The following is a 14,112-nucleotide window of genomic DNA, read 5'->3' as shown; positions in this document are numbered from 1 at the left end:
TCTTGATGGTGCCGGGAGCCCCTGCCCCAGGAGGGTCTTACCCTGCACTGGAGCGATTTGACGCCGCCCCTGGCGTGCATGCTCTCCTTCTTCGGGCGCGGTGTCGTAGCATGGCGGCATCGACAAGCCACCGGACCGACCCGCACATGGCCTCCGTATTGATCAGGAACCTCCCGGACGCGCTTCACCGGCAACTCAAGCGCCGCGCCCGGCGGCATCATCGGCGTCTCGACCAGGAACTGATTGCCCTCATCGAGGTCGCGCTCGACACCCGCGCCAGCGCAGCGCTGCCCGCGCCCGCCAAGCTGCGCAAGCCTCTGAAGCAGCACATGCTGGATCAGGCGAGGCAGCAGGGACGGGCGTGATCACTCGGCGAAGCCTCGTGCCTCCTCAAGCGCGCAACTGCCTGCACTGCGCCACGAAGCGTCTCGATGCCGTGCTGGTGCGCTACCTGCATCGGCTCGGCGCCCATGCCCTGATCGTCGAGGACGTGCCCTGTCTGCGCTGCCCCGAGTGCGGGGAGGAGTATCTCGACATCGCGACGCTGAACACGATCGAGTCCGCGCACAACGCGATCCTCGATCACGAGCGCGGCGACGGGCACTCCCGCCGCCTGCGGTTTGAAGAGCTCGGCTCGCGCTGAGGACACGCGACGTCGTGGCACGCCCGCCTGACGCTGCCTACATGGACTGAGCTTCGCAGCCCCGAGCGCGGCTTTGTGGCAGCGAGGCCACGAAAACCGGATAAGGGTTTCCCTGATTAACCATGGTATGGTCGCGTCTCGGCATCGTGTGCGGCCGTGCACCGGGTCATGGACAAGAAAGGTCTCAGCGAACGCGATATCTGCACCAAGTTCGTCACGCCAGCGCTGATCCGCGCGGGCTGGAAGCTCGCCTGGTTCCGCGAGGAGGTCTGGCTTACGGACGGCCGAGTCCTCGTGCGCGGCAAGCTGGCCTACCGGATCCAGAACCCCGGTGCCAAGGGCGGCCCGAAGCGCGCGGACTACGTGCTGTACGCCGAGAACGGCGTGCCCATCGCCATCATCGAGGTCAAGCGCAACGTCTTACCCCTGGGGCACGGCATGCCGCAGGCGCTCGACTATGCTGAGCGGCTCGACGTGCCCTTCGCCATCAGCTCCAACGGCGACGGCTTCCTGCTGCATGACCGAAGCGGCATAACGCAGCCGGTCGAGCGGGCGCTCGGCCTCGACGACTTTCCGAGCCTCGACGAGCTCTGGGCCATCTACCTGCGCTGGAAGGGGATCGAGTCAGAAGATCAGCGTGCACTGGTCGCCCAGCCGTATCACACCGACGGCAGCGGCAAAGAGCCCCGCTACTACCAGCGCGTCGCCATCGACCGCACCATCGCGGCCATCGCCCGCGGCCGGCTGCGCTTGCTGCTGGTGATGGCCACGGGCACCGGCAAGACCTACACCGCCTTTCAGATCATCTGGCGCTTGTGGAAGGCCAAGCGGGTCAAGCGGGTGCTGTTCCTGGCCGACCGCAACATCCTGATCGACCAGACCATCCAGCAGGACTTCGCGCCGTTCGGCGAGGTGATGCACAAGATCACCAACCGCGAGGCCAAGAAGAACTACGAGATCTACCTCTGCCTGTACCAGGCGGTGACGGGCGCAGAGGAGTGGAAGCAGATCTACCGCCAGTTCCCGGCGGCCTTCTTCGATCTTGTCGTCATCGACGAGTGCCACCGCGGCAGCGCGAGCGAGGACTCCGCCTGGCGCGAAGTGCTGGATTACTTCAGCGGGGCGATTCACCTGGGCCTCACCGCGACACCGAAAGAGAAGCGACCCGCCCGAGGCGCAACGACCATCCCGGACCCCGAGTACAACCTCAAGTACTTCGGCAACCCAATCTACACCTACTCGCTCAAACAGGGCATCGAGGACGGCTTTCTGGCACCGTACAAGGTCATCCGCGTGGTCAGCGATGTCGATGCGCTGGGCTACACCCCCGAGCGCGATAAAGTCGACAAAGACGGCCAGCTCGTCGAGCAGCGTCAGTACAACGCCAAGGACTTCGATCGTACGCTGATCCTCACCAAGCGCACCGAGCTGGTCGCCAGGCGGGTCTGGGAATACCTCCAGGCCATCGACCCCATGGCCAAGACCATCGTCTTCTGCGACGACCAGCCGCACGCGGAACGCATGCGCCAAGCCTTGGTCAACCTGATCCCGGAGGCCGCTGCAAACCGCCGCTACGTCGTGCGCATCACCGGCGACGACAAGGACGGCAAGGCCCTGCTGGCCTACTTCATTGACAATGACGAGCCCTATCCGGTTATCGCCACCACGTCCCGCCTGCTCTCCACCGGCGTCGACGCCAAGACCTGCAAGCTCATCGTGCTGGACCAGACCATCAACTCCATGACCCAGTTCAAGCAGATCCTGGGCCGCGGCACCCGCATCCGGGAGGACTACAACAAGCTCTACTTCACCATCATGGACTTCAAGGGGGCCACGCGGTTGTTCCAGGACCCGGAGTTCGACGGCGAGCCGGTCACGGTACACGAGCCGGCGCCGAACGAGTCCATCATTCCGACCGACGAGCGCGAGGGCGCCGACCCGCAGCCCGCGAATATCGCCGACACGGACGCAGCGCCGGCCGATGACGATGACTACCCGCAGCGAACGGACCCGCCAGGCGGCACCCGGGACCCGGAAGCGGGCCGGCCCCGCTACACCATCGACGATGTCGAGGTCCGCACCGCCATCGAGCGCTCGCAGTATCTCGATGCGCAGGGCAGGCTGGTCACCGAGGACTACCGCGTTCTGCTCAAGGACCAGATCCGCCAGACCCTGCGCGGCCAGTTCAGCTCCCTCGGCGATTTCCTGCGCCGTTGGACCGGGGCCGAGCGCAAGCAGGCCATCCTCGAAGCGCTGCGCGACCAGGGCCTCCCGCTGGAGGTCCTTGTGCAGGCCGTGCCCGACGGCGACGAGCTGGACGCCTTCGACCTCATCGCCCATGTCGCCTTCGACCAGCCGCCGCTGAGCCGCAGGGAGCGCGCGGAGCAGGTGCGCAAGCGCAACTACTTCGGCAAGTACGGCGACCAGGCCAGGGCCGTGCTGGAGGCATTGCTGGAGAAGTATGCAGACCACGGTATCGGCGGCATTGAAGACCCGAAGGTGCTGGAGCTCCCACCTTTCGACCAGCTGGGCGGCAAGACCCGGATCCGCCGCGCCGTCTTCGGGGGCTCGGAGAAGTTCTCCAAGGCCCTCACCGAGCTGGAACAGCAGCTCTACCAGGACAGCGCATGATGCTCGACGCCGCGCCCGACGCTTTACACCGAGACACCGAATCCCTGATTATCTGATTTTTCGCACCTTGGATAGCGAGTATCCCAATGGAGCAAGTCAACGTCACGCAGGCTGCCCGGCAACTCTCGGATCTGCTCAATCGGGTCGCCTACCAGGGCGCCAGCTTCGAGCTGACGCGGGGCGGCCGGCGCATCGCCCGTCTCGTGCCCGCCGGGCCACCGGAGCGCGTCAAGGTCTCCGAGCTGAACGCCATCTTCGCCCGTCTCCCGAAGCTGGGCGAGGACGCGGAGGCATTCGAGCGCGACATCACCGACGCGCAGGCCGCGATCATCCCGGATCGGGACCCCTGGGACGACTGACCCGCGGTGGTCGATCCCAAGCGCCTGGTTGCCCGCCAAACACCATCACCAACCGGAAATCGATCGTGGGCCTGCTCATCGACACCGGCGTGCTGATCCGCGTCGAGCGCTGCGCCGACATCCAGCTGGATTTTTCGCCGTGGACAAGCTACGGCGATGCGGCCATCAGCGTCGTCAGTGCCTCGGAGCTGCTCGTCGGCGTGCATCGCGCAAGCCCTGACAGCCGCCGAATCCGCCGCTTGGCGTCCGTGGGAGCCGTGCTCGCCGCCTTGCCCATTCTGGACATCACCCTGGAGGTCGCACGCGTCCACGCGGAACTGGTCGCGACGCTGCGCGAGCAAGGCCAGACCCTGGGCGCCAACGACGCCTACATCGCCGCCACCGCCCTCGCCAGCGGTTACGCGTTGCTCACCACCGACGCCGACGACTTCGGCCGCGTCCCCGGCCTGGAAGTCCTGCCCTTCGTGCAGCCCGACTCCGGAACCGACAGCGCGAGCCCAAAACCATGAACCTCAGCACCACCGTCAAATCCATCCAGGACATCATGCGCAAGGACGACGGCGTCGACGGCGACGCCCAGCGCATCGGCCAGCTCTCCTGGATGCTGTTCCTCAAGATCTTCGACCAGGCCGAGGACGGCTGGGCGGACGACGCCCGCGACCAAGGCCGCAGCTACCGCTCCGCGCTGCCGGAGGACTGCCGCTGGCGCAACTGGGCCGCGTACAAGGACGGCGCGCCACAAACCCCGGCGACTGACATCATCGCCCACGTCAACAACACCGTCTTTCCGCAGCTCAAGGAACTGCCGCTGAACGGCAACCCGGCGGCGAAGGTGGTGCGCGAGGTCTTCGTCGATGCCAACAACTTCATGAAGTCCGGCACCCTGATGCTGGGCGTCATCGAGAAGCTGGAAGAGGCCATCGACTTCCATGATCTGAAGGCCCGCGGCCAGCTCGGCGACGTCTACGAACAGATCCTGAACGACCTGCGCAGCGCCGGCAACGCCGGCGAGTTCTACACCCCGCGCGCCGTTACCGAGTTCATGGTGGCCCAGGTCAACCCGAGGCTGGGCTCCAAAGGACAGGGGTGCGAGACCGTGCTCGACCCCGCCTGCGGCACCGGCGGCTTCCTCACCGCCGCGATCGCCCACTTCAACGCCCAGCTCGACGAGCGCTCCGGCCCCGACGACAAGCGCGCCATCGCCCAATCGATCCGCGGCATAGAAAAGAAGCAGCTCCCGCACCTGCTCTGCATCACCAACCTGATGTTGCATGGCATCGAAGTGCCGAGCATGGTCGAGCACCGCAACACCCTGGGCCAACCCTGGAACGGCTGGACCAAGCGCGACCGGGCCGACTGTGTCATTACGAACCCGCCCTTCGGGGGCATGGAGGACGACACCGTCGGCGGAGACTACCTGCTCCAGACCCGCGAGACCGCGGACATGTTCATGACCCTTATCGTGAACAAGTTGCTCAAGGAAGATGGCGGTCGGGCTGCCGTCGTGCTGCCCGACGGGTTCCTGTTCGGCGAGGGCATCAAGGCCAAGATCAAGGAAGACCTGCTGGAGAAATGCCACCTGCATACCGTCGTCCGCCTGCCCAACGGCGTTTTCAACCCCTACACCGGCATCAAGACCAACCTGCTCTTCTTCACCCGCGGCCGCCCGACCGACAGCATCTGGTTCTACGAGCACCGCTACCCCGAGGGCGTCAAGAGCTACTCGAAGACCAAGCCCCTGCGCATCGAGGAGCTGAAACCCATTCAGGACTGGTGGGGCAGCGAGACCGACGGCTTCGCCAGCCGCGTTGAGACCGAGCAGGCCTGGCGCGTCGACTTCAAAACGCTAAAGGCCGAAGCAATCGCGAAGGCGCAGCCCCACTGGGACGAGGCCGACCGGCTCAACGTCGAGGCCAACGACCTCAACGAGCAGGCCAAGACCCTGCGCGCCTCCATCCGCGGCGAAAAGGACGCCCACGAATGCCGGCCCGTCGAGGACCAGCTCGCCGAACTGACCCAACGCATCGAGACCCTGCGCCAACAGGCCAAGGAGGCCCAAGCCGCCGGCGACCGCCACTACTGGCCCATCTACAACCTGGACCGCAAGAACCACAACGCCCCGGAGGAAGAGAGCCACGACCCGGACGTCCTGCTGGCCAAATACAAACAGCTCCTGGCCGAGATCGAGCAGACCGAGAACCAGCTACGCGACGAGTTGGCCGAGGCGCTGGCACATCGGATCGAGGCGGAGGAAGCCGGGTCGTGAAGGTTTCGGAGTTCTTGGAGAACTTTCGGTATGTGGCGGAGGCACCGAACGGCGTCACGAAGCTTCGCGAGCTGGTCTTGAGTCTTGCGATGAGAGGTGAGCTCGTCCCGCAGAACGCCAACGACACTTCAGCTCAGCAGGTCATTCGCCAAATGGAACAGGAGAGGCGGGCAGCACACAGAAATGTACGAAGGAGGCCGCCAAAACAGCAGAGCGATCTAAGGGCCACGGACATACCATACCCAATACCCGAAACCTGGCAGTGGGTCGCCTTCGGCAGCATTGCCCGTCACAATGCCGGCAAGACTCTGGACAAGGGCCGCAATTCTGGTCGTCCGCGGAAGTACATCACCACATCCAACCTCTATTGGGGACGATTCGATCTCAACGACGTTAGAGAAATGTTGATCCGCGACGACGAGCTAGATCGTTGCACAGCTCGCCGGGGTGATCTTCTGATTTGCGAGGGCGGCGAGGCTGGCAGGGCCGCCGTCTGGGATTCCGACGAGGAGATCTGTTTTCAGAACCACATCCATCGTGCGCGCCTGCTGGGTGGTATCGATCCCTACTATGCCTTTCGTTACTTACAGAAGCTGGACGCGACACAAGAAATCAATAAGTATCGCAAAGGCGTAGGAATCTCAAATCTGTCAGGCAAGGCGCTGTCGTCCATTCCGTTCCCGCTTGCACCTGTTGCAGAGCAAAAACGCATCGTCGCCAAAGTGGATGCGCTGATGGCGCTGTGCGACAAGCTGGATGCACAGAAGCAAAAGCTTGAAACGCGATACTTCTCGCTTTCCAATGCTCGTGAAGCCCAATTCTCTGAAGCTTCTACACATCAAAATTTGTTGCAGTTATCTGTGCCTCCCGTTTCCGGAGATTCGATCCGAAACGCCCTGCTCCTCGCGGCATTCAAAGGTTTGATCTCGCAAAGACTCCCTGAAGATCAGAGCGTCGCAGAGATGCTTGCGAACGCTGCCTCCGAACAAGAAAACTTGCTTGCAGCCAGCAAGCGAAGGCGCCCGCAGTGGCAGCGCAAGCTTGCGAGAGCAAGAGCGATCTTTGCCCTGCCGTCGAGCTGGACCTGGGTAAGGGTCGCAGATGTTGTCGAGCGTGTTACGGTCGGTTTCGTAGGTTCGATGGTTCAGCACTATCGAACGGAGGGGATACCATTCCTGAGGTCCCAAAACGTACGCCGGAATCGTTTCGACGCGACGGGGATGGTCTTTATTTCTAAGGAATTTCATGACTCCATTGCGAAGTCTGCGCTCGCGCCGAACGACGTCGTAGTAACTAGGTCAGGCAGCGTTGGGGTAAGCTGCGTGATCCCAAAGGCAGTCAAAGAAGCGAACTGTTCTGATTTGGTTGTGATCAAAAATCCAATTGCTGTGGTGCCAGAATTTCTCTGCTACTACTTAAACTCGGTGGCGAGCACGCACATCGCAGCGGGAAAGGTCGGTATCGCTCTGACCCATTTCAATACAAAATCTGTTGCTGAGCTTTCTCTGCCCCTACCGCCGTACAACGAACAAGTACGTATCGTTGAAACGATTGACGCGGTTCTCAATACCATCGCTTACTTCGAGAACCAGCAACTAAGGCGACGGAAGCTTGGGACGCAACTCGCGCAAGCGTTCGTCGCCGCCATCACCGGCACCACCAGCGAGGACGCCAAGCCTATGAAAGCCCCAAAGACCGAGCTGATCACACGCTTGGAGGTCGAAGCCAGGGATGCGCGGCCGGGCACCGACCAGCCACTGGCCATCCTGCTGGCTGAGGCAGACGGCCCGCTATCGGCCAAGGCGCTATGGCAACGCTCCGGCCTCCCGATAGAGACGTTCTACCAACAGCTCAAGACGGAGAAAGCCGCCGGCTGGATCATCGAGCCGGAGCCGGCCCGAGTGCGCGAGATCAAGGAGGACTGATGCACCTGCAACGTCTCAAGCTGCGCGCCTTCCGCAACCTCCGAGACTTGGAGGTCCGCTTCTCGGCGTCGGCGCGGGATGCCGAGGGCCGGGACCTGCGGCTGCAAAGCCACGCCATCATCGGGCCGAACGGCTCCGGCAAGTCCAACCTGCTGGAGGCCCTGGTCACGATCTTTCGCGATCTGGACCTGAACCAGCCGCCGGGCTTCGACTACGAGCTGGACTACGAAATCCGCGGCTATTCGGTCGCCATCCGGGCGACCGCCGGCGAGCCGCCGCGGGTGCAGATCGACGGCGTGGCGACCGACCCCTTCGAGCTGAGCGATATACGCCGCGAGCATCCGGAGACGGGCCGGATGGAGCGAGGCAAAGCACGGCGCTACCTACCGTCCAACGTCTTCACCTACTACTCCGGGAAGAACGAGCGCCTGGAGGCCCTGTTCCGGGAGCACCAACAGGCGTTCATCAACAATCTGAACGAGGTCGACGCGCACTGCGACGATGCCACAGGCTTCGACGACACCTCGGCCGCCGATGCCCTGGTCCGGCGCCTGTTTTACTGCCGCCATCCCCACGCCAAACTCGTGCTGCTCTCCCTGCTGCTGGCACCGGAGCAGCCGCTGAAGGAGATTCTGGACGATCTGCGCATCGTCGACCTGGACTCGGCCCTTTTCGTGCTCAAGCAGCCCTGGCGCTTGACCGCTGAGAAGCTGACCCGCGAGGACATCCGTCAGGGCAGCCCGCGCTTCTGGTACGACCGCACTCGCTTCACGGAAGAGCTGCTGGAGAAGCTATGGGAGCTCGCGGTCGCCCCTATCGACCATACCGCGGAGCAAACCATCGACTTCCGCGGCCGGGTGGAGGAGCAGGCGCTGCTGTACCTGTTCGTGGACTCTCGGGACAAGCTCACCGAGCTAAAGAACCACGTCGGCGACTCCTACCGCTTCTTCCGCTTCCTGGAGGGCGCCTACATCGCCGACCTGCTGGAGGACCTGCACCTCTATGTGCGTCACCAACAAGCGGACGGGCTGATGACCTTCGACCAGCTCTCCGAGGGCGAGCTGCAACTGCTGACCGTGCTCGGCCTGATGCGCCTGATCCACGGCAGCGACTGGGACCAATGCCTGTTTCTGCTCGACGAGCCGGACACCCACCTGAACCCGCTTTGGAAGCTGCGCTACTTCGAGCGCGTCGAGCAGGTCCTGCGGGAACAGTCCGACGGCCCACTGAAGGGCGACTCGCAGATCATCGTCACCACCCACGACCCGATGATGATCGGCAGCCTGCGCCGGGAGCAGGTGCACATCCTGCGTCAAGGGTCGCGCGGCGTAATCGAGGTGGACCAGCCCATCGTGGACCCCAGGGGCATGGGTGTCGCCGGGCTGCTGAAGAGCGAGCTGTTCGGCCTGCGCTCAACCGTAGACACGGAGACGCTGCGCCGGCTGGACCGGCGCAATCTGCTGTTCGCCAGGGGAGAAGAGCGCACCGCCGAGGAAACTGCCGAGATGCAACGTCTCAGCGATGAGCTCTCTGAGCTCGGCTTCGCCCAGGACTTCAAGGAACCGTACTACGCCTTGTTCGTCCGCAAGATGGCCCAGCACACACGGTTCCACCAGCCCACGCTGACGCCGGAGCAGATGGCGGACCAAGAGGCCATCGCGGAGCGCATTATCAGAGAGGTCTTGGCGGAGGACGCTGGCAAATGAGGTGGATCGAGTTTGATAACAAGCGACCGACGGATGCATTTCCGGGCTGGGAGCCTTGGAGTCAGGAGGAATGGGACGCCTGGCTGCAGCGCTCCGCGACTTTTTTGGCGCAGGTGAAGTTGATGACCGAAGAGGCCGATGCTTTGCGGCGATCTGGAGACGAGGAGTCTGCAAGGGAGAAGCTGAAGGCGCGCAACGACTTTATGCGGAAGAAGAGCAACCACTGGGGCAAGCTGAAACCCTGGCTGCTTGCGCTGTCGCACGGCAAGTGCTGGTTCTCCGAGTCCAAGGATATCTACTCTGACTACCACGTCGAGCACTTTCGACCTAAATCCGAGGCCAAGGACCTAGATGGCAATACTCGCGACGGCTACTGGTGGCTGGCCTTCGACTACAGCAACTACCGAATCTGCGGCAGCGTCGGAAACAGTAAGAAGGGCGGGTGGTTTCCGTTGCGGGAGGGTTCAATGCGTTCTTGCTTTGCGAACCAGTGCGAAGAATCCGAAGCCCCCTACTTGTTGGATCCGACAGACCCAGTGGACGTGGAACTGCTTGCGTTTGACGAGGAAGGCAAGGCGATCGTGGCGCCGCACGTGGACGACGCTTGGGAAATCCGGCGGGTGGATGTATCGATCCACCGGTTGAAGCTGAACGAGCATGAGGCGCTGACCGAGGCACGTCGGGCAAAGTGGCAGGAAGTCGTACGCGAGATCGACGGCTACTATCGAGACAAGCAGCGCTGCGCCTCAGGCTGCAACCCTGCGGCGAAAGAGCGCTTAAAAAACCGTATTCGTACGATCAAGCGCTTGGCGAGCGCGGAGGAGCCCTTGTCGTCAGTCGTACGCTGGTGCCTGAGCTTTCGGAACGACAAACAGTTGCTGAGACTCGCCTCATGACCCTGCGGGTCGGCGTTTCGCTTACCACGTCTAAAGCCGCGAGGTACGATCCCATGCGAATCGACCGGCTCAATGTCCAGAACTTCAAGCGCTTCGAGGAGCTTCGCCTGGATCTCGACCCCCGCTTCACGTTGCTGGTCGGGGACAACGGCGCGGGCAAGACGTCGGTTCTGGACGCGCTCGCGGTGGCCGCGAGCATTTGGCTGGTAACCCCTCCTGACCGGAGCCTCTCCGGCAGTCGCCGCGGTATCCTGCCGAGCGAGATTCGGTTGGAGCCGGTGGTCGCCGGCGACCGGACTCAGTTCGTCGAGCGGAAGCCAGTGTTGGTGCACGCCATCGGTGAGATTGCCGGCGAGCCGCTTCAGTGGACGCGCGGGATTCCGAAGGGTGGAGTCAAGACATCCAGCAAGCAGGCCGGGAAGGCGACCGCGTTGATCCAGGAGGTCTTCGAGGTCGGTGCCGACGGCGCCGGGGTGCTGTGCCCGGTGCTGGCCTATTACGGCGCGGGGCGCGCGTGGCTGCCGTCCCGGGCGCGTGTCGAGAAGGGCGCTCCGTCTGGTCCGGCCCGGCGCTGGGACGCCTTCTATGATTGCTTCGAAGAGCGGATTCGCATTGGCGACTTGGTGCAGTGGTTCCAGCGCGAGGCCATCGCCGCCGGCAACCGCAAGGGCCGCTGGCGGCCCGGCTTCGATGCCGTGCGGCTCGCCATCCTGCGCTGTGTGCCGGAGGCGGATGCGCTCTGGTTCGACGGCGACCGCTCGGACATTGTGTTGTCGATGAGCGGCGAGGCGTGCCCGTTCTCGAACCTCAGCGCGGGACAGAAGATGATGGTGGCGCTGATCGCGGACATCGCCATCAAGGCGGTGACGCAGAACGCCTATCTGCTGCCGGAGGATGAGCTGGACACGGATGGGGAGGACCTGCCGGACGTGCTGCGCCGCACGCCCGGTCTGATCCTCATTGATGAGCTGGACACCCACCTGCATCCCATCTGGCAGCGGCGCGTGGTGGGCGACCTGAAGGAAACCTTTCCGGCGATGCAGTTCGTCTGCACGTCGCATTCCCCGTTCGTGATCCAGTCCTTGCAGCCCGGCGAGCTGCGCACCCTGGACGCATCCGGCCCGGTGCTGGTGGAGTACGCCAATCAATCCATCGAGGACATCGCCGAGGATGTGCAGCACGTCCCCGTGCCGCAGAAGAGCCGGCGGGCGCAGGAGCTTGCCCGGGCAACGGGGCGCTATTTCGATCTGCTGGAACGGGCTGGTGACATGAGCTCCGAGGATTTCCGGAACGCGGAACGGGACTATCGCACCGCTGTAGAACGCTACTCCGACAACCCCGGGCTCAGCGCATTTCTGAAGCTTCAGGCCATGGCCGCGGAGAAGGAGGGCAAGGAATGAGGCCCATCGAGCGCGGGCCGGCGCCGCGTGTTTATGCCGAGTACGGCGATGCCATCGACGACTTGGTTGACCGACTCGGGCGCTATTGCAGCTATTGTGAGCGCCGGCTCCCGGTGAGCCTGGCGGTCGAGCACATGACGCCCAAGCACCTCCATCCGGACCAGGAGCTGGACTGGGACAATTTCCTGCTGGGCTGCACCAACTGCAATTCTACGAAGTCGAACAAGGACTTGAGCGATGATGAGACGCTGTGGCCGGACCGGGACAACACGCTGCTCGCGCTGACCTATGCCCGGGGCGGCTTCGTCTCCACCTCCGACGGGATCGACGACCCGGACCTTCGAGCACGGGTCAGGATGCTGCTTGATCTGGTCGGGCTCGATCGGCACGCCGCACGCGGTTGGCCACCGCCGACAGACAAAGACAAGCGTTGGCAGCAACGCGAAGAGATCTGGGAGATCGCCGAGGAGACCTTGGGGTCGTACGAGGCGCTCGAGCGCTCACAGGCCGCCTTATCGCTGATCGTCACCGCGGCGCTGGGCTACGGGTTTCCCTCGGTGTGGCTGACGGTGTTCGATGCCTACCCCGAGGTCAGGCTCGCACTCCTGGATGCCTTTCCCGGTACATCGAAGGGCAGCTTCGACGACTTGGGCCAGCCTGTGAATCGGGCCGGGGGCGTACTGTAGGACTCAGCGGTGCGGCAGACTCCGATCGAACGGCGGCGCTCAGTCCCGTTGGATACACGCGCGCAGGCTTTCTTGGCCGGCCGAGGCCGGTGTGCGGACGCCGCCGTGGCGGCGGAGACGCCGCTCCCACAGTCCGCGAGGCACGCTATCCTTCGCCAACTTTGTCCTGACGCGCCGAACTGCGCCTTGCGAGCCGAGCATTGTGCAACTCACCACCGAGCAGGCCTTGACCATTCGCCGCCCCACCGCCGAGATCTTTGGCCCTGATGCGCGGGTGGGCCTGTTCGGCTCGCGGCTCGACGATGCGGCCCGCGGGGGCAACATCGGTCTCCTGGTGGAATGCGACCAGCCCGTGGCGGACCTGGCGCACAAGCGCGTGCAGCTTGTGGCACGGCTGCAGCTGCGGCTCGGCGACCAGCCCATCGATGTGCTGGTGCGTGCCCCGGGCGCGCCGCAGGGCCCGGTGCACGCGGCAGCCGCGCGCTCAGGGGTGCGGCTGTGACGCTCGATGACCTGCTGCCCATCGAGCGCTTCCGGCAGACCCTGGACGTGGTCGGCCGCGAGGCCGGTCACCTTGCCTACAGCCGCTCGCGGCTCGCCGCGGATCAGCGCGTGCGCGATTTCGCCGCCACACGGATGCCGCAGTGATTGCCGGGCGAAGGCGGCGGATGCGCTGCGCTGAAATTTTGAACCTAGAAAGAGCAGTCAACCACGAAGTACACGAATAGCACGAAGAAGAACACGAAGGAAGACAGAGAATTAGCGACAAAAACCTCGCCTGGGTGTTCTTCACCATGTGGGTGAATGCGCAAATTTGCGTATACGCTTGGACTCCTTCGTGTTCTTCGTGCTCTTCGTGGTTCAAATCCCGGATCTAGGATCATGGTGCCATTGTCACGCAAACGCATCCCATTGCCATTTGAGCCATGCCGAAGATCCTCTGGCTGCTGCCCGTTCTGCTGATTCTGCCTGCGCTGCTGCTGGTGGGCGGGGACGACGGGGAGAGCTTGCCCCAAAGCCGTGCGCCTGATCTGCTTCAGGTGGCCGAGCGCGGCGATGTCTCGGCGCTCGACGCCCTGCTCAAGCGCCGCGCCGATGCCAACGTCCGCGACAGTTGTGACTGGACGCCGCTGATGAAGGCCGCGGTGAACGGCCATGTCGAAGCCGCAGAGCGCCTCCTCGCCGCCGGCGCAGACGTGGACGCCGCGGACAAGGGCGGTTACACGGCGCTCCTGCTGGCCGCCTCCAACAACCACGCGGCGCTGGTGGACCTGCTGCTTGCCCACGGCGCCATGATCGACGCCCAGGAGCGTACCCAGGGCTATACGCCGCTCATCTGGGCGGCGCACCGCGGCCACGCCGAGGCGCTCAAGGTGCTGCTTGCCCACGGCGCGGACGCAACCCTGCCGGACTTCGACGGCCACGCCGCCGCCTGGCATGCCGCCGCCGAGGCGCATCCCGAGGTCGAAGCTCTGCTGCAGGACACTGGGGCACCGGCCACGGCACAGGCGGGGGGCTGAGCCTTCCGCAGTCTGACGTTTGAAGTCTGAAAGAGGAGGCGGCGTCGCGGTCGCCCTTGTGGCCGCGGGATAATCGTTGC

At 64.0% G+C, this 14,112-nt stretch carries 14 protein-coding genes; all 14 read left to right on the top strand.

Features of this window, described 5'->3' with window-relative positions:
• Positions 1-110: 110 nt before the first annotated feature.
• The 14 genes from QZ607_RS02360 (at position 111) to QZ607_RS02295 (ending at position 14,032) form a co-directional block, all read left to right on the top strand.
• Positions 111-365, top strand: coding sequence for a hypothetical protein (locus QZ607_RS02360; protein WP_295879223.1), 255 nt, complete (start codon positions 111-113; stop codon positions 363-365).
• Positions 366-382: 17 nt separating this feature from the next.
• Positions 383-643, top strand: a complete 261-nt coding sequence (locus tag QZ607_RS02355; protein ID WP_295879221.1) for a YgiT-type zinc finger protein — start codon at positions 383-385, stop codon at positions 641-643.
• Between the two features lie 168 nt (positions 644-811).
• Positions 812-3,274: an EcoAI/FtnUII family type I restriction enzme subunit R gene (gene hsdR, locus QZ607_RS02350; RefSeq protein WP_295879220.1), complete on the top strand. Its 2,463-nt coding sequence runs from the start codon at positions 812-814 to the stop codon at positions 3,272-3,274.
• Between the two features lie 86 nt (positions 3,275-3,360).
• A complete protein-coding gene (locus QZ607_RS02345; RefSeq protein WP_295879218.1) occupies positions 3,361-3,633 on the top strand; it encodes a type II toxin-antitoxin system Phd/YefM family antitoxin in 273 nt (90 codons plus the stop codon).
• A 65-nt stretch (positions 3,634-3,698) separates the two neighbouring features.
• Complete coding sequence (locus QZ607_RS02340) at positions 3,699-4,142, top strand: PIN domain-containing protein (RefSeq protein ID WP_295879215.1); 444 nt, start codon at positions 3,699-3,701, stop codon at positions 4,140-4,142.
• The gene (locus QZ607_RS02335) at positions 4,139-5,899 is read left to right on the top strand and encodes an N-6 DNA methylase (protein WP_295879213.1); all 1,761 of its coding nucleotides are present in this window, start codon (positions 4,139-4,141) and stop codon (positions 5,897-5,899) included. Before QZ607_RS02340 ends, QZ607_RS02335 begins: the two co-directional genes overlap by 4 nt.
• The gene (locus tag QZ607_RS02330) at positions 5,896-7,824 is read left to right on the top strand and encodes a restriction endonuclease subunit S (RefSeq protein WP_295879209.1); all 1,929 of its coding nucleotides are present in this window, start codon (positions 5,896-5,898) and stop codon (positions 7,822-7,824) included. The genes QZ607_RS02335 and QZ607_RS02330 overlap by 4 nt, the downstream gene beginning before the upstream one ends.
• Complete coding sequence (locus QZ607_RS02325) at positions 7,824-9,530, top strand: AAA family ATPase (RefSeq protein WP_295879207.1); 1,707 nt, start codon at positions 7,824-7,826, stop codon at positions 9,528-9,530. Before QZ607_RS02330 ends, QZ607_RS02325 begins: the two co-directional genes overlap by 1 nt.
• A complete protein-coding gene (locus tag QZ607_RS02320) occupies positions 9,527-10,426 on the top strand; it encodes a hypothetical protein (RefSeq protein ID WP_295879204.1) in 900 nt (299 codons plus the stop codon). The genes QZ607_RS02325 and QZ607_RS02320 overlap by 4 nt, the downstream gene beginning before the upstream one ends.
• Positions 10,423-11,826: an AAA family ATPase gene (locus QZ607_RS02315; RefSeq protein ID WP_295879201.1), complete on the top strand. Its 1,404-nt coding sequence runs from the start codon at positions 10,423-10,425 to the stop codon at positions 11,824-11,826. The genes QZ607_RS02320 and QZ607_RS02315 overlap by 4 nt, the downstream gene beginning before the upstream one ends.
• Positions 11,823-12,512: an HNH endonuclease gene (locus tag QZ607_RS02310; protein WP_295879199.1), complete on the top strand. Its 690-nt coding sequence runs from the start codon at positions 11,823-11,825 to the stop codon at positions 12,510-12,512. The genes QZ607_RS02315 and QZ607_RS02310 overlap by 4 nt, the downstream gene beginning before the upstream one ends.
• Before the next feature lie 202 nt (positions 12,513-12,714).
• Positions 12,715-13,014, top strand: a complete 300-nt coding sequence (locus QZ607_RS02305; protein WP_295879197.1) for a nucleotidyltransferase domain-containing protein — start codon at positions 12,715-12,717, stop codon at positions 13,012-13,014.
• Positions 13,011-13,160: a hypothetical protein gene (locus QZ607_RS02300; RefSeq protein ID WP_295879195.1), complete on the top strand. Its 150-nt coding sequence runs from the start codon at positions 13,011-13,013 to the stop codon at positions 13,158-13,160. The genes QZ607_RS02305 and QZ607_RS02300 overlap by 4 nt, the downstream gene beginning before the upstream one ends.
• A 278-nt stretch (positions 13,161-13,438) precedes the next feature.
• Positions 13,439-14,032 carry an ankyrin repeat domain-containing protein gene (locus tag QZ607_RS02295; RefSeq protein ID WP_295879193.1) on the top strand — a complete coding sequence of 198 codons (594 nt, stop codon included), beginning with the start codon at positions 13,439-13,441 and terminating at the stop codon, positions 14,030-14,032.
• Positions 14,033-14,112: the final 80 nt, after the last annotated feature.

Source organism: uncultured Thiohalocapsa sp. (assembly GCF_913063425.1).
In the GTDB taxonomy this organism is placed as follows: domain Bacteria; phylum Pseudomonadota; class Gammaproteobacteria; order Chromatiales; family Chromatiaceae; genus Thiohalocapsa.
Note: the sequence above shows the minus strand (reverse complement) of the source record. Positions and strands in the feature narration are given on the sequence as shown.